Source organism: Nodosilinea sp. FACHB-131 (genome assembly GCF_014695395.1).
Classification (GTDB): Bacteria; Cyanobacteriota; Cyanobacteriia; order Phormidesmidales; family Phormidesmidaceae; genus Nodosilinea.
Genome location: NZ_JACJOF010000005.1, coordinates 118,215 through 134,659 on the forward strand (window position 1 = coordinate 118,215; position 16,445 = coordinate 134,659).

At 53.5% G+C, this 16,445-nt stretch carries 14 protein-coding genes; 7 read left to right on the forward strand and 7 right to left on the reverse strand.

Features of this window, described 5'->3' with window-relative positions; translation table 11 throughout:
* The first annotated feature begins 9 nt into the window (after positions 1–9).
* From H6F75_RS02605 to H6F75_RS02615, 3 genes are all read left to right on the forward strand, one after another.
* Positions 10–309, forward strand: coding sequence for a DUF2103 domain-containing protein (locus H6F75_RS02605; RefSeq protein ID WP_190523534.1), 300 nt, complete (start codon positions 10–12; stop codon positions 307–309).
* Positions 306–1,427 (forward strand): tRNA (guanine-N1)-methyltransferase, encoded by a 1,122-nt coding sequence (locus tag H6F75_RS02610; RefSeq protein WP_190748943.1) that lies wholly within the window; start codon positions 306–308, stop codon positions 1,425–1,427. Before H6F75_RS02605 ends, H6F75_RS02610 begins: the two co-directional genes overlap by 4 nt.
* Positions 1,428–1,539: 112 nt before the next feature.
* Positions 1,540–2,817 (forward strand): serpin family protein, encoded by a 1,278-nt coding sequence (locus H6F75_RS02615; protein WP_199303716.1) that lies wholly within the window; start codon positions 1,540–1,542, stop codon positions 2,815–2,817.
* Between the two features lie 90 nt (positions 2,818–2,907).
* Here the strand turns inward: H6F75_RS02615 and H6F75_RS02620 are convergent, their stop codons facing one another.
* Both H6F75_RS02620 and H6F75_RS02625 read right to left on the reverse strand, forming a co-directional pair.
* On the reverse strand, positions 2,908–4,209 hold the full coding sequence (locus H6F75_RS02620) for a hypothetical protein (RefSeq protein ID WP_190748945.1): 1,302 nt from the start codon (positions 4,207–4,209) through the stop codon (positions 2,908–2,910).
* 195 nt (positions 4,210–4,404) lie between these two features.
* Complete coding sequence (locus tag H6F75_RS02625) at positions 4,405–4,842, reverse strand: CAAD domain-containing protein (protein WP_190748947.1); 438 nt, start codon at positions 4,840–4,842, stop codon at positions 4,405–4,407.
* Between the two features lie 791 nt (positions 4,843–5,633).
* On the opposite strand from H6F75_RS02625, the gene H6F75_RS02630 reads away from it, so the two are divergent.
* The 4 genes from H6F75_RS02630 to H6F75_RS02645 all read left to right on the forward strand — a co-directional run bounded on the left by H6F75_RS02630 (position 5,634) and on the right by H6F75_RS02645 (position 9,658).
* Positions 5,634–5,834, forward strand: a complete 201-nt coding sequence (locus H6F75_RS02630) for a chlorophyll a/b-binding protein (protein ID WP_190748949.1) — start codon at positions 5,634–5,636, stop codon at positions 5,832–5,834.
* Positions 5,835–6,181: 347 nt separating this feature from the next.
* Positions 6,182–7,867, forward strand: a complete 1,686-nt coding sequence (gene hflX / locus H6F75_RS02635) for a GTPase HflX (RefSeq protein WP_190749080.1) — start codon at positions 6,182–6,184, stop codon at positions 7,865–7,867.
* Between the two features lie 32 nt (positions 7,868–7,899).
* Positions 7,900–8,529 carry a Uma2 family endonuclease gene (locus H6F75_RS02640; RefSeq protein WP_190748951.1) on the forward strand — a complete coding sequence of 210 codons (630 nt, stop codon included), beginning with the start codon at positions 7,900–7,902 and terminating at the stop codon, positions 8,527–8,529.
* Between the two features lie 190 nt (positions 8,530–8,719).
* Positions 8,720–9,658 (forward strand): bestrophin family ion channel, encoded by a 939-nt coding sequence (locus H6F75_RS02645; RefSeq protein WP_190748953.1) that lies wholly within the window; start codon positions 8,720–8,722, stop codon positions 9,656–9,658.
* 137 nt (positions 9,659–9,795) lie between these two features.
* Here the strand turns inward: H6F75_RS02645 and H6F75_RS02650 are convergent, their stop codons facing one another.
* The 5 genes from H6F75_RS02650 to H6F75_RS02670 form a co-directional block, all read right to left on the reverse strand.
* Entirely contained in the window at positions 9,796–10,431 is a 636-nt protein-coding gene (locus tag H6F75_RS02650) for an HpsJ family protein (RefSeq protein ID WP_190748955.1), read from the reverse strand.
* A 219-nt stretch (positions 10,432–10,650) separates the two neighbouring features.
* The gene (locus H6F75_RS02655; RefSeq protein WP_190748957.1) at positions 10,651–13,218 is read right to left on the reverse strand and encodes a DUF4347 domain-containing protein; all 2,568 of its coding nucleotides are present in this window, start codon (positions 13,216–13,218) and stop codon (positions 10,651–10,653) included.
* A gap of 533 nt (positions 13,219–13,751) precedes the next feature.
* On the reverse strand, positions 13,752–14,507 hold the full coding sequence (locus H6F75_RS02660) for a PTPA-CTERM sorting domain-containing protein (RefSeq protein ID WP_206754661.1): 756 nt from the start codon (positions 14,505–14,507) through the stop codon (positions 13,752–13,754).
* A gap of 176 nt (positions 14,508–14,683) precedes the next feature.
* A complete protein-coding gene (gene crtC, locus H6F75_RS02665; RefSeq protein WP_190748961.1) occupies positions 14,684–15,613 on the reverse strand; it encodes a cyanoexosortase C in 930 nt (309 codons plus the stop codon).
* 97 nt (positions 15,614–15,710) lie between these two features.
* Entirely contained in the window at positions 15,711–16,178 is a 468-nt protein-coding gene (locus H6F75_RS02670; protein ID WP_190748963.1) for a hypothetical protein, read from the reverse strand.
* Between the last annotated feature and the right edge of the window lie 267 nt (positions 16,179–16,445).

The following is a 16,445-nucleotide window of genomic DNA, read 5'->3' on the forward strand; positions in this document are numbered from 1 at the left end:
ACTACCCCAATGACACAAGCCTCGGACGGTCGCCTAGTTTGGAACCACTCCACCCACTTGCCCGGGCTCATTCCCATTCTCGAACGGCTCCTAGAGCAGCCTGGCATTGGCACCGTCACCCCAGGGGTAATTGCAAACGTTAGAGCCCACTCCCCCGAGATGCGGGTAAAAGTGTCGGTACCTATTCGCGGCGGATTCAAGCTGATTGCCCGCAAGGGTAAGACGGTACAAGAGGTGTTTGTGCTTACAGAACTGGAGAAGCTGGCGTTAGAGGGCGCGATCGCTAAGGCTGTTGAGGCGGCGCGGTGACCCCAGGGTCGCCCCCGCCGGTAGTGCAGGAAGGTAAGGCTACTTTTACTGTAGGGTCTGCTTTTTACCGACCCCAAAGCGCGATCGCCCGCGATCTGGCGGTGCTGGCAGCAGCTATTTATCGCCAGCGCCATGGCCATCTGCGGGTGCTGGACGCGATGACCGGCTGTGGCGTGCGGCCCTTACGCTACGGGCTGGAGTCTGGAGCTGACTGGGTATGGGCTAATGAAGGAAATCCTGAGCTAGCCGAAGTTTTGGCCCAAAACCTAGCGGCTCTGCCCGCCGGTGCCTGCCACATCACTCATCAGGATGCCAACCAGGTATTTTTCACCTGCTACCAGCAACGCGACTTTTACGACCTGGTGGATATCGACAACTTTGGTAGCCCTGCCCCATACGTGAGCACCGGGCTGTGGGCCACGCGTCTAGGAGGGCTGCTATATCTGACCAGCACCGATGGCCGGGCTACCAGTGGCCATGACCCAGAGCGATGTTTGAGAACCTACGGCGCCTGCGGGCGATCGCACCCCGCCGCCCATGAGCAGGGGTTGCGGCTGATAATTGGCCATGCGGGCCAGACCGCAGCGGCTCGGGGAATGGGTATAGAGCCAGTCTTTTCGCTGTTCACAGGCCAGGTGCATCGGGTCATGGTCCGCCTGGTCAGCAAACCAACGCTGACAGAGAGTAACTATGGTTTTGTGGCCTACTGCCACCGCTGCGGCCATTTTCAAACCGCTGATTGGCGACACCTGGGCCGGGTGAATTGCCCATGTGGAGCGCCAGATCCACCCGTAGTGAGCGGGCCAATGTGGCTAGGTTCGCTCCATGACGCGGCTATGCTAGCGGAGATGCAGGGTTTAGCAGACAGATGGGGATGGAGTTCCCAGGCCAAGCTGTTGGCCATTATGGCCCAAGAAATCGATCTGCCGCCCTATTACTATCCCCTCGGTGACATTGGGCGGCACGGACAGATGGATATTCCCAACCGCGATCGCTTAATTGCGGCATTGCAGATGAAGGGCTACCAGGCGGCCATTCCATCGGTGGATTGGCAGGGGGTAAAGACCAGTGCGGCGTTTGAGGCTTGTGTGGCGATCGCCAAAGCCATTCAGTCCTAGGGTTTAAGTAGGACAGGCCTAGAACCCCGAACCATCAGTTTCCATTCCTGCAACCACGCCTCCCTCCCCCTGTCGCCGTGGCAAGGTGGGGGCAGCGTTAACAAATACCCCCATGAAACACCGATGGATTGGCTGGGCTGTGCTTTCGAGCGGGCTAGCCGCCCTGGCCTTAGGCTGTGCTCATCTACAGGCCCAGCCCCCTGTTGCCCCCGAACCGGCTCCCTACGACAACTCAGGTGCCCCCCGTTCAGCCCAGGCTTCCACCGTGGATAAAGAATTGACCCAGGCTCATTTAGATTTTGGCTTTGCTCTGTTTGAGCAGCTGCGTCAAGCGACATCCAATGAGAATGTGCTGGTATCGCCAACCAGCGTGGCTCTGGCCTTGGCTATAGCCTACAACGGCGCCAGCGGGGAGACTCAGGCGGCGATCGCCAACACGCTCAAGGTTCAGGGTCTAGACATCGATCAGCTCAACGCAGGCAACCAGGCTCTAACTGAATATTTGACGCAGCTCGATCCCGAGGTGGCCCTAGCGATCGCCAATTCCCTTTGGGTAAACGAAAGCCTACCGGTGCGGCCTGACTATGTGGAGCGCATGCAGACGGCCTACGCTGCCGAAGTAGCAACTCTTGACTTTAGCCAGCCCGCTGCCACCAATCGCATCAACCGCTGGGTTAAAGAGAAAACTCGCGATCGCATCCCCACCATTGTCGATCAGCTGCCCCCCGACCAGCTTCTGGTGCTGGTTAACGCCGTCTATTTTAAAGGGGCTTGGAGCGAAGCCTTTGACCGCGCCCGCACCGCAGAGCGCCCCTTTACCCTGGCCAGCGGCGAAACCATCCAGCATCCCCTGATGGCCCAGCAGGACGACTATTTGTATTTGGAAACCGACCAGTTTCAAGCGGTGAGTCTGCCCTACGGCAACGGCGCGCTCAGCTTTGAGGTGATCTTACCCACCCCCGGCACCGACCTGGCTACCCTATCGGCGCAGCTCACCCCTGAAACCTGGGAGAGCTGGATGGGCCAGATGCGATCACGCCCCGGTGAGATTCAGCTGCCCAAATTTCAGTTTGAGTACGAAGCCGATCTGATCCCCGCCCTGCAAGCTTTGGGTATGGGCATTGCCTTTGAGGCAGGCCAGGCCGACTTCTCGGGTCTCACCGAGCTAGACGCCTTCATTAACCAGGTGCGCCACAAGACCTTTATTGAAGTTAATGAAGCCGGCACCGAAGCCGCTGCTAGCACTGCGATCGGCATCGCACCCACCTCGGTTGCCCTGCCGCCCGACTCGCCCTTTGAGATGGTGGTCGATCGGCCCTTCTTAGCCGCCATTCGCGATCGCAACACGGGCACGTTGCTGTTTGTCGGAGCGATCGTTGATCCACGTTAGAGGTGGAGGGGTAGGCGAGTAGGCGGGTAGGCAGGTAGATGGATCAGCTTTAACCCATCCACTCGCCCACCCGCCTACCTGCCCACTCCCCTACTTCCCCCCCCGCTGCTCCAGCAGTCGCTGCCACTCGGAATCGATCTTGTCCTTTTGAGCAATTTCCTGCTCAGTCAGATCGCTCTCCGTGGTGTAGGCCAGGTTGTCAGTACCCACCACCGTTTGAAGGGTGAGGGTTTGGGCAAAGGCCAGCTTTTCGCGCTGGTCGTCGGTGAGCTGGCTCAAGACTTCGGCCCGCTGCTCACGCTTGGCATTGCGGGCGGCAATGCGGCTGTTTTGCTGCTGCACCCAGAAGTAACGCACCAGGGGCAGGCCTAAAAAGCCTGTCCCATAGCCCAAAAGTAGCCAGTAGAGCGAGTTGACCAGGGCGACAACACCGCCAAGATCAGCGACTAGGCTCTGATCCTGCAGCATGCTGCCCAGCACCAGTGCTCCAATTAAGTTTGCACTGCCCAAAACAATGGCCCCAATAATCTGCCCAGACGTCGCCTGGCTAAACTTACGAGGCGACTCTCGTAGGAATGGGGGAGGGGTGATGGTGCGCTGCGCCTTGGCCGTCACCTGTAGCTCAGGAAACTGATACACAATGCCGCCCTGAGGGCTGACCTGGGGCAGTCCGTTAAAGCGGCTGAGCACGGGCACCATGAAGTCTTCCAAATCCTTATCCCAGCCCTTGCCCAGGTCGTCTAGAAATGGGGTGACTTGCTCGGCTACCACGGCCCCACCGTTGGCCTGAATTACTTGAGCAACGCTTTGCCAGCGGCGGTCGTCAAGGTCGGCGTTGGGGTTACCGTCGCCAAACAAAAAGGAGAACACCGCCTCCAAAAAGTTCAGCTCTGATTTGGTACGAGGCCGACGACGGCGATCGCTTTGGGGGTCAAACAGCCAAAAAATATCGGGCCCTAACCAAACCCGAGGCAAAAATATCATGCCGCCACCGCCGCTACCGCCGCTGTCATTGTCCTCACGGCCAGCGCTGCTGGCTGCGATCGCGAGGATCGTAATCGCCACCACGATCAACACCAGCGACAGTATCAGAACGACCCCAAAGGAAACGCGGATCAGGTAAAACAGCACCCGCCACACCTTTTCCCAGGTCGACTGCCACCGCAGCCGCCAAGATTTGCTCCACAGCACTGCCTGGATGTTTTTGGGAAAGACGTAGGCGATCTCGCCCGACTCAGCCACTTGGAGATGGGCCTGCACCTCAGAGGCCAGGGCCAAGACCCCCTGCTGAGCCTCCATTAGGGGCAGACCAGCTTCAGCGGCCACATCCCCCACCGTAACTCGGTAGCCCAACCGCTCTACCGCTTGGGTAATTGTTTTTGTCTGCGCCATAAATAAACGAACCCCTGGGTTTAACGATCGCACAACCACCAGTTGCATCTACAACCAGTATAGAAAGCGCGATCGCAAATCACAGGGGAAGTTAACCGAAAGGAAGTGTGAGGGTAAGGGGTGGGGAGGATGAGGGTAGGCACTGGGTTCTTGGGAGGTTTTTACTATATGCCTCCACTGCCTACTCCCCACGCATTAACGAACCCCGTTACCGAGCACCTGGTCGCGAATGGCGGCAATGTCGCCCAGCAGCTCTTGCCGGTTGGAAGCTTTAAGCAGGTAGCGATAGAGAAACCAACCGCTATAGATGAGCCCAATCAGCTCAAAGGTAGGAGCCAGCAGGGGAACATCGTTTACGGCTCCCAACAGCGCCAGCACCAGTTTGACTGCGATAAACGCCGCGATAATCAGGCCAACGGTGACAATCGGTCGCCGATATCGCTGAATGAACTCAGTCACATAGTCGGGGAGATTGCCCAACAGTGCAGAGACCTTATCCCACACCTGCTGAATTTGACGAGAGGCTTCATCACCCAGCGCAGAGGCGCTAGAGTCTGAATTTTCAATGATAACCGTGGGGTCTTCCGGTTCCGTAAACTCTGTGTAAGTGGTGTCTGACTGAAAATCACTCATGGCTAATGGTCCCAGGGGCTTAGTTAGCAGTAGAAGTCAAGAATTACGAAACAAGAATACACTAATTCGCTTAACTTGCTTTGCTTCTTGAAAGTGTTATAAGCCGGATCCTACCGATTTTCCATGTTCCTAAGGACGTAAGTGTCATAACCACTTGATTGGAAACCCCAAAGGCTATAGCATCACTCTCCCGACAAGCCCTCTAGGGAATCCAAGTAGTTGTAAAGCCGTCGCCGGTCAACAATTAGATCTGGATCAGACGACGACCTAGAGCGGGAATTTGAAGACTTTGACGTTGAAGGCCACCGAATAAAACTCGGCCCATCCTCACGGTCTGCCCGATATTGTCTGGCCATGTATGCCCTCAAAATCAGTCTTAGTACTATACCGAATCCTGTATCTCCCAAAGGGTGAGGCACTTATGTAATCCGACGGACATGTTTGACCCCGTTAGAAACGGGAGGGCGGCAAATCAGGTCTACAGCATGCTCAACTGTGAGCTGTGGCGCTCATGGACCTAGCTATTGGACTCTAATACCTAACCTTGGCCCGTCAACTCAAACCGATGGACAGCCAAGTCTAATTGTTGGCAGCACAAGAATTTCCTAAGTCTTCTACCTAACTACAGATAGCCTGATCGGGCCAGCATCGTTAAGTTAGGTAACAACACGTCGCAAGCTCTTGACCACTAACGACTCTGTGTACTCAGGAGTTTGCCGCTGGACCTAACCCCCAAGTGGTGTGGCGTGGCAACTGCTCAGCTGTAACGTATCAATAGAGGCATTTTCACGATGGCTAACCCACAAGACAAAGTTACCTACGACGGTCAATTTACCCGCAAGTATGGTGAGTACGGGACTAAGTTCGAATTTGGGTCTAACCCCAGCGCCGAACTCTGGAACGGTCGTCTCGCCATGATTGGTTTTCTCGGCGCCCTGCTGGTTGAACTGACTACTGGCCAAGGGTTTTTCCACTGGCTGGGTCTGTTCTAATTGAAGCAGCTTCATTACCCATTGCTGCCTGAAGGGCAGATCTCAAAAGAGGACGCTATGTCAGCGTCCTCTTTTGAGATCTGGTTCGTTTTAGCCGCACAACACAGCTAAAACAGTTGGCAGCAGTTTCCACTAGAGAACTGTTGGTTAGGCAACCCGCCACGGCCTCTCGATGAGACAGTTTCAATCCTCCTACCCGCTCATCGGTCAGTAGCCAAAGTCAAACGTTATATAATCTATATTCTTATCCCGCATTTTATCCCGCATTGAGAGTAGGTTTCTCAGTATCAAAACTGCACCTCCTCAGCAGGGTTAAAGCATCTCAGGTTCAGGAGTAGGTTGACCTTATCGAAACCATCTATGGCAATTTAAAGGGCCTCAAGCCCAGCCAGCTCAAGCAGCTACAGCGCATTTATCACCAGCGGCTGCCGGGGGATTGTGTAGTGACCCCCGAGTTTGCCCAGCGACTAGCGGCAGTGAGTACCGACATCGACAGCCCCCTATGCGCTTACGTCAACCGACGCGGTCAGGTAATTCGGGTGGGGGTAGGCACCCTGCGGCAGACCCAAATTCCCCCTTCAGAGCTGCCCCGCTATGGGGCTGAGCGCCTCAGCGGCATCCGCTGTATTGCCACCCAGTTTGAGTCCGACCCACCCAGCGACGCCATTCTGACCACCATGGCCCTACAGCGGCTAGATGTGCTGGCGGTAGTGGCATTGACGGGCACCGGCTTCACCCGTCGTGGTGGTGGTGCCACGGGCTACATCCAGAGCACTTACCTGGCCCACCTGGTGCCTCACCCCGAGCAGCGCTGGTTGGTATCGGCCCCCACTGACTTAGACGATCTGGCTCAGCAAGACTTTCTTGCCCTAGCTGAAGGGCTAGAGGCCGAGTTTAGCCGCGCCTTTACGGCTCTACAGGTAGAGGATGAGCGCGATCGCGTCCTGGTTGTCGGCCTATTTACCAACAATCAAACCCTCGAACACTTTGAGCACCGTCTCGAAGAGCTAGAGCGCCTAGTCGATAGCGCGGGCGGCGAAGTGCTAGAAACCATGTTTCAAAAACGTCCTCGCCCCCATCCTCAGACCGTGCTAGGGGCCGGTAAGGTGCAGGAAGTGGCCTTGGCGGCCCAGACCGTAGGGGCCAATCTAATCGTGTTCGATCGCGACCTCTCCCCCATGCAGGTGCGCAACCTGGAAGATATGGTGGGCCTGCGCGTGGTCGATCGCACCGAGCTGATTCTCGATATCTTTGCCCAGCGAGCCAAAAGTGGTGCCGGCAAGCTCCAGGTAGAGCTGGCCCAGCTGGAGTACCAGATGCCTCGGCTGAAGGGGCGCGGTCAGTCCTTGTCGCGGCAGGGGGGCGGCATCGGCACTCGAGGCCCAGGGGAAACCAAACTGGAGACCGAGCGCCGGGCCATTCAGCGGCGCATTCAGCGGCTCCAGCAGGAGGTAAACCAGCTTCAGGCCCATCGCGCTCGGCTGCGCCACCGGCGCCAGGACGATAACCTGCCCTCGATCGCCGTGGTGGGTTACACCAACGCGGGCAAGTCAACCTTGGTCAACACCCTGACCAACGCCGAGGTCTACGCCGCCGACCAGCTATTTGCCACCCTCGACCCCACCACTCGCCGCCTGGCCATCACCAACCCCGACACTAACGAAACTACCCAACTGGTGGTCACCGATACGGTGGGCTTCATCGAAGAGCTGCCCGCCTCGCTAATGGATGCCTTTCGCGCCACCCTCGAAGAGGTCACAGAGGCCGATGCCCTGCTCCACGTGGTGGATGTGTCGCATCCCGCCTGGCAAGACCAGATTCATTGGGTAATGCGCATTCTCAAGGACATGCCGATTGTGCCGGGGCCGATGCTGCTGGTGTTTAACAAGGCCGATCGGGTGGGCAGCGACGTGCTGGCGATCGCCCAAGAGGAGTATCCACAAGCTCTGTTTATCTCCGCCACCGAGCGGCTGGGGCTAGAAACGCTGCGATCGCGTCTGCTGCAACTGGTCGATTATGCCGTCACGGTATAGCGTAAAGAAAACCAGGAATCGGTGAGGCCATCATGGTTCGGGCTGCCTCTCAACCCCTCACGTTTGAACAATTTTTAGCGCGGTACCCCGAAGACGGTGGCCGCTATGAACTGCGCCATGGAGTCATCCTAGAAATGCGCCCCATCGGTGCTCATGAGGAAGTGATTAGCCTTGTGCGGAGAAAGCTCGATTTCGAAATTGAGCGCCTGGGCCTACCCTGCTTCATACCTCAGTCCTGTTTGGTCAAGCCGCTGCGGGAAGGGGAGGGCTACCTGCCCGACATCATCGTGCTAGACCAGGCCAAGGTTAAAACCGACCCCTACTGGAAGAGGCATTCCAGTATTTCAACCGGTGACTCAGTGCGGTTGGTGGTAGAAGTTGTGAGCACAAACTGGCAGGATGATTACCTAACGAAACTGGCCGAATACGAAAAGCTGGGCATTCCAGAGTATTGGATTGTGGACTACCGCGCCCTAGGTGGCGTGCGGTTTATTGGCTCCCCCAAGGTGCCGACGGTGTGGATGTATCGTCGGCGAGGCGAAGAATATGAAGCAGGCCAGGCTTTTCTTCCTGGTCAGATGCTGACGTCCCCAACATTTCCAGAACTGGCGCTTGCCGTAGACCAAATTGTCGAGGTGGGTCAAGCAGCAGACCTGACCTAGAGTGTCTACAGTCCCCGCAGCAGTAGCGCTGGCTAGATAGCTCAGCCCATGGGAATCTGACAAGGCCAAAAACTGATGCGCGACCTGGCTCGCCATTGCCACTGCAAAATTGCTATCTTCAGCTTGACCTGACCACCATGGCCATGGCCATATCGCTAGGTCAATCGAGATTGTGCAAGGGAATGAGCCAGTGCCAAACCAAACTATCAAACGCAGCGCTCGCCGCTCTGAACAAGATTGGTTTAAGCTGCTGTTTCGCATTCGGGGGTCGGTGATACCGGCGGTCATGCCCCGCGTGCTGTTGTGCGCGGCCTTTGCCCTGGGCGTTTTGTTGTTGTATAGCTGGGGCTGGCCTTTGGCGTCGCCCATCTTAGGGTCGCTGGTGCCTAGCCTGGTGCTGGGTCTGCTGCTAGTCTTTCGCACCAACACCTCCTACGAGCGGTTTTGGGAGGGGCGCAAGCTGTGGGGCAGCGTGGTGAACCTGACCCGCAACCTAGCCCGGCAGATGTGGGTGGCGATCGAGACCCCCCAGCCAGGAGATTACGAGGCCAAAATGGCAGCCGTGCGCCAGCTGCCCGCCTTTGCGATCGCCATGAAACTGCACCTGCGCGGTGAACCCCCCGATGGCGAGCTGGCCAGCCTACTTACCGCCGATCGGTTTGCCAAACTGCGGCAGATGAACAACCCACCGCTGGAGATCGCCTTTTGGGTAGCCGATTACCTGCAAACCCAGCAGGCCCAAGGCTCCCTCAACACCCACCAGCTCACCTACTGCCTGGAGACGCTAGATGACCTAGTGGATGCTTTAGGAGGGTGTGAGCGCATTCTTAAAACGCCCATGCCAGTGGCCTACAGCATTCACCTAAAGCAGCTGCTGATGTTGTACTGCTTGGCTCTGCCCTTTCAAATGGTGGATTCGGTGGGCTGGGCAACACCTTTTTTAGTAGGGCTGATCAGCTTTGCGGTGTTTGGCATTGAGGAGATCGGCATTGAGATCGAAAACCCCTTTGGCCACGACCCCAACGACCTGCCCCTCGACACCATCTGTCACACCATGCAGCAAAATATTGAGGATTTGATTTCGCTGGTGCCAGGTGCGGGGCGATCGCCTATAAAGGCCGGTCTTTGACCATCGCAAAGCAGCCCCTTTGGAGAATCGCCCCAGACTTCTCGCTCTGCTTTGCAAGCGGAAGAGGTCACACCGCGATCGCCTACGACTTAGCTCTGGAGCCTTAGTACTCTATTAGATAGCTATAGCGCCCTAAGTTATACCGTTTTTCTCATCTTTTTGGTGCTGCGCCCGGCAATTCGACCCTTGGCACCCATTGCCAAGCGACCCAGACTGAGTAAACCAATGCCCACTACGGCAAAATTGCTCGTACTGGCTATCCCGCTTTTGGTAATGGTAGTCTTTGCGTTTTGCTTTAAAGTTTCAGCCTGGGTATCGATCGCCCGAAGGGCATTGGCAAAGTCGTCTTCAGAAGCATTACCTGCAACCTCTGGATTAGAGCGGCTAGCTTCTACCTGAGTTTGCAGTTGTGTAGCCTGGTTGCCGATATCGTCAATTGCCTGGGAGTGCAGCGAAAAGCTGTCGCGCACAACTAGCATGCAAATTAGCAAAAAGAGCGTTCCAAGCCCCAGGGCTAGAAAGCCGAGGGGCTTGCGCAGATTTTGATTTTCCCAGGCGCTATAGATGAGTAGGCCAATGCCAATCAGCAACACAATACTGCGATCACCCATCTGTTGCAGCAGCCCCACCCGCCAAGCCGTACCCGACCCCAATGGGAAGGTGAGCGCGGTCATATCAACTAAAAAACCAAACACACAGGTGAGACCTACCACACGGGCGATCGCCTGACCGCTGAGAGAGGGGGAAGAGAGCGGATTTGAGGCACCAACCATAGATAAAACTCCAGATTTATAAATGCTTAGTTTTAGAGTGGAGAGAGGGCACACCACTGCTAGGGCAAAGGTTTACTTCAACCCTATTCAAAGGATGACAGTGGTTTCCGCCCAATTTTATCTAGCTTCACTGGATGTTTATGGGCGAGCCGCCCTGATCTACAAAGCCCCGGCTAGACGGCCAGGGCTTTAGAGGTCTACTGGGTAAAAATCGTCGTTTTACGCAAAGTAATTAGTCGTCGTTAGAGTCCCGGCCGTGGAATCACTCCCAGCCATGCGTATGCCTGTGATTTCGGCGACAAGGTCAGTGTCTTTAGAAAAGGCAGCGGTACTATCATTAACCGACAGAAACGTGCGGGTGCCCCACCGGAAAAACACCGCTTGGTTGGCCGCCATGGCTTGCGCTCCACTGGCGGTTTGACTTTTATCTTGGTAAGCCGCTAGTGTGGCCTGCTCTAGGGTAGAGCCAGTCTTCAAGCCAGCATTAAATAGGCCCGATGGTCGCTCAAAGGTGAGCAGGTTGTTGTTGTAGTCGAGCTGGATGCGATCGCCTTGGGTGGCATCAAAGCCCACAATGCGATCCAGCGCCGCCAAGGTTGACTGGCTAAAAGTTTCGGATTGCGAGCGCCCAGTATAGACAATGCGATCGGCTCCAGTACCGCCGGTTAGAGTGTCGGCTCCGCGCAATCCTAAAAGGATGTCGTTGCCGCTGCTTCCAGAAAAGCTATTGATCGCTGAAGTGCCCAAAAGAATGTCGTTTCCGGAACCGCCCGTGGTCGGTAACCCGCCACGCTCAAAAGCCCCAACATCGGGCATAGAGTCACGGGTAAACTGCCGCTGGTCTTGGGTGGGCACCCCAGTGCCTTTCACTCCAGTGTTGATCGCTGGGCTGCCAGACAGCAGGGGATGTACCAGGTCATTGCCAATTTTCATTAGCGGACCCACCAGTGGATCAACAATACGGCTGTTAGCAGCCACACGTGGGCCAGAATTTACCGGCGCTGGAAACTCAATATTGCCGCCGCCATCGCGGGGGGTGTAGCCTACTTGGTTCTGCCGTGTATCGATCGCCCTATTAAAGGCGACAATCGAATTGCGCAAGGTAATTGAGTCCTTATTGCCGCTGTTCATCCACAGCGCCCCGTTAGCCCGCCCGGCATAGTTGTTAACAATGGTGGAGTTCACAATGTTGACTGAGGCTGTTGCGTCAGTATTGAGGAACATCGCACCACCCGCATCACTAGTTACTCGATTGCTCGAAAAAGTCGAGTTGGTAATGTTGACGGGTAGCTTAGTTTGTACCCACAAACCACCTCCCTGCCCATCAGCCAGGTTATTCGCCACCGAAATGTTTTGCAGCGTAATACTGCCACCGTTAGCTTCAATGCCTCCACCACGAGCCAAGTTTCTGGCGCTACGGCTAACCGAATTATTAAGCAGAGTGCTATTTTTTACAATCAGCTTTTCGTTACCGTAGCTCCAAGCATAGATTGCTCCACCACCACCTGTAGCTTTGTTGGATTCAAAGAGGCTGTCTTGAATTAGTAGCGAGGTTCCTTGGGTTGTACTGGTGCCACCGGGGCCAGCACCATCACCAAAGATAGCGCCTCCTCCATCGCCAATAGCTATGTTGTTGAGGAAGGTAGATTTCGTAACTGTTGTTGGGCTAGATAAGTTGTAAATAGCGCCGCCGTTGAAGCCCTTATTATTGGTAAAGCGAGAGTTTTCAACAATTAAAAACGATGCTTCTCCGACTCCTCCTGAACCATTGGTAGAAATTGCTCCACCGCTGAATCCATTGTTAACGCGACTGCCATCATTACCAGTAAAGCTACAGTCAATCACTCTGGCCTCAACCCCTGCCCAAAGCATTAAACCGCCGCTGCGATCGGCTTTGTTGTTGTTGATTTGGCAACCCATAAGGGTAATGCCACCATAGTTAGCCACACTCACCCCACCCCCTGCGCCTCCAGCGGGTGCGTTGCCATTAGCAATGATCAAGTTTTTGAAGGTGGCCGTCACTGGGTTGTTTGAGCCTCCTACCTGAAACACTCGGCTGCTGTTGTTGCCGCTAATGGTGAGATTTGCAACCTCAGTGGCATCGATAGTGAGGTTGCGGCCCAGATACAACTCACCACTGGTGAGAGTAATAGTTTTGTTGGCCAAGGTCGGGGCAAACTTAATTACGCTGCCTGCCGGGGCTGAAGCAATAGCAGCCCGTAGAGACCCCGCGCCACTGTCGGCAGTACTGGTAACGGTGATGATATTGAGGTTGCTAGCATAGCTAGCTTGGGCTTCGGCGCTCAAGGCTATAGCTGTCTCAATAGAGCCGGTGACTAGCTCAAAATCCCAATCGCCCGAGTTGCCAGTGATATCGTCAGAAGCGGCGATATCTGCTTTTGTCAAATAGCTCAAGTGATCTAAAAAGCTTTTGCCGCTGGGGCCAAACCCTACGTTGCAGCCATACAACAAAATATCTGCTGTACTGGTCATGGCTTTTTGCCATTGGGTTAGGTAGCTGCTGTAGCTATCTAGATTGTTGCTGTTGAAATCAGTTGACCCTAGCGTCAAACTGCCCGATTCACCATGGGAAATAATATGGATGCTTTCTAAGCCAGAGGATAATTCTAAGGCATTAGTAACTTGAGCTATACCATCTTGGGCAGAGTCGAGGAAAATAACGCCTAGATTAGGGTCAAGCCCCTCAAGCAACGTATCTGCATCAGCGATCGAGTCATCTACAAAAACAATGCCTTTAATCAAGCTAGGAACACTTTGAGTCGTCATTTTTTCCAACCTAAAGGGAATAAATGTTGCCTCAATGCCTGTTCTAAGCCTTAGAAGCAGGTCTAAGGCTCGTAAGTTAAATATGTCTCCAGTCTAGGGGCGTAATGATTCGCGTGGCTACAATCCAAAGCTTTAATCAGGTATCAGCCAGCGGTCATCTTTCAATTTTGATCGAAGAACGACTACCGGTTGATTTTCTAAAGACAAACCTACAGAACAAAGGCAAAGACGACAAACAGAGTTGGTAAATAAAAGCCCTGAAGTAATGCACAATTAGCTGGGCAGGTTAGGTACGTTATTTATCAGTTAACCCAGCTCTATTGACTCACTTACACTAACTTTACAAACTGCCATCGCCTTCCGTAAACCTACTCAACAACTCTCATAAGCTGCTACTTCTAGGACGCTAAATACTACTGAAATGTTCCAAAACTTCGCGTTATAAAACCTCAAAAAACAGCAAGAAAAGCGCTATCTCTTTGGGCGAGATAGCGCTCTCGACAATTAAACAGACGCTAGAGCTAAAAACGCTGCTACGCGCTCTCGCTTTCCTCTTGTTGACGCTTGCGCAGGGCCGCCGCGCCCATGCCAATTAGCCCAGGCAGCAGTGCCGGAGTAGGAATAGACTCTGGAGTGGAGTAGAGGGTAGCGTGGGAGAAGGCGTTAACTGGACCGCCATTGCCATTGCCATTGCCATTGCCATTGCCATTGCCATTGCCATTGCCATTGCCATTGCCATTGCCATTATTGATGAATCTGGCAGTTGTCCAGGTTCCAGCCTGAATTGTACCGTCAAAGTAGTTGAAGGCGAAGTTAGGTCCCGCTTTCATAGCAAGGACAAAGGGGCCATCAAAATTGCCACTAGGCAAAAATTGGTTGATGACCTGCCATGTCCCTGATCTAGAGTCTCCTGGAGAACCATTATAGCCAATTGATAAATAGCCAGCCAAACCCTCATTCGCTACTGTGGAAGGAGCATTTACTTTAGCAATAAAGTCTTCCTCAGAATCAAGCCCACCATTGCCCCACGTGGTTGGATCAGCAACAGGATCTGGGTTGACGAAATTATTGAGGTCAGTCAAGAACTGCCGCAACTGGGTGAGATTGTCATTTCCGCTCTCCACGTTAGAGCAGTAAACGGCTCCTGAAAAATCACAACCTGTAGTTTGGATTGTGAATGCGTTTGCAGAATTGGTTTGCATCATGAAACCAGTTGCTACAGTCCCTACTGCAAGGGCACTGCTCAAAAGCTGTTTCTTCATAAAAGGTGTAAATTCAATGAACGACAATAGACTGTGGTAGTGTCCCTCATTTTCAGAGCGTGGAGCTCATAAAAATTGACTGGTAGAAGGCTCGGTTTTCTGCCCTTCGTTACTCAGTATAAATTGATCTAAGTGTAAATACCAACACTAAACAAATATTTTATTGAGAACTTACAAGGCAGTAAAAAATCAATAGAAAGAAATTAATTATTTTTTTGACATTTCTTTGATCTTTCAACCATTGTCATCATGACATAGTAATAAACTGTCAGCAATATACCGACGAAAATTTGCCCGCCCCAGAAGCCGTGCCAAAAATTAAACCACCACTCGCCCCAATACACATGAGCAATGGTCACTAACATTAAGCGAGGAATATTAAATATAAGTGAAATGACCATAGCAACGCCAATAAGCATTACCATCTGGCGGGTCTTTTGCTTGTAGAGAATTCCCATAAAGAAGCCGGTGGCGGCAATAGAAAGAGCCATATCTAGCCCATTACAGCCCCAGCCTACTTCTACAGCACCTTCGGGAAAGGTGATATAGACACCCTCCTGCACTGCCGGGAAACCAATGGCCCGCATAGCGGCGCTGCCCACCTCAGCCATCTTAATTTCTAAAAATTGGTAAGGAGTAAAAAAATCCCAGATAAAGCGAGAAATAAAACCAATGCGCGGGTACGTGGTGAGGCCAATCAATACCACAGGCACCATAAACCGACTAAAAAAGCTAACTCCCCAGGCGCTGCAAGCAATGCCCGCTAAGATTACCAACCACAAAAATGCCTGAGGCCAAATTGCAAAGCGACAGAATGGAAACAGCACCGCTGCGCTTACAATTAACAATTGTCCTAGAAGACGATCTTCTTCAGAAGCTCTTAACGCTTTAAGAACAGAACGACGATTCCACAGTTCAGCAGCAGCTAACCCCAACATACATAGCACTAAAAGCCAACCAACTTTGCCTTTGAGGGCTCTTGGTACTAAATAGCCCAGCCACACCGGCAGATAAATCAGTCCGACTGTCAGTCCCAGTAGCACAATACGCCCATGGAAGTCTTTAGCTAAAGCAATTATCCAGCCCCAAGCAGTTTGTAGGTGAGGTTTGAGGTTTAAGGTAGGGGCAGCCATAGTTGTAGAAAGTAGCGTCACGATACTGTTGAAAAAGCTAGGCAGGAATAACTGCTATCTACGCTTTTACCTAGCTCTTTCGCATTTGTAGAGCCACCTAGTGATTGTGCTTGATAGCGACCCTACCCAGCGCCAACAGTCCTAAACCAATGACAACATGGGTACTTAGCACAGACATCATGGATTGAGTGGTGCTGCTACGAGCATTTTGGCTGAGTGCTTCGGCCTGAATCTCGAGTTGGCCTAAGGCTTCTTCAACACGTTGAGGAGTAACTTCCGGAGGCAGATTGGGATTAACCTGTGCCGTTTGTAGCTGAGAGCGGATTTCTGTTGCCTCGCTTTTAATGGTGCTAAGTGCTTGATTTTGAAGCACTAAGCCGTCACGAATAACAATCACGCCCGACAGCAGAAACAAAACGCCACCGACTAAGCAAGCTAGCGCTAGGTAGCGAGAGAGCACTCGCTGTCCTAAGCTGCTATAAACCACCATAGCCACACCTAGAAACAGCGAAATGCTGCGGCCACTTATCTGCTGCATAAAACCAATCCGCCATTCAAGAGTCATAGGGCTAGGGGGAATGGCAGCAGTCAGAAGGTTCATCACAAAGCCTAGAATGCAGGCTAAGCCAAGAACTAAGAAGATGATGCCACCAGGGGCTTGTGATCGGGGCACAGTGGCAAATGGGGAACTAGAAGTACTAGTCATAGCTAACACATAGAAGACGACGGGTAGGTTGTAGAGCCACAGAAGAGGATCACCATCACATCTTTCTGCTGGGCTATATCAAACCCGGAGACTTAGAGAACGATTGAGTGGTCTTCACTAAAAATT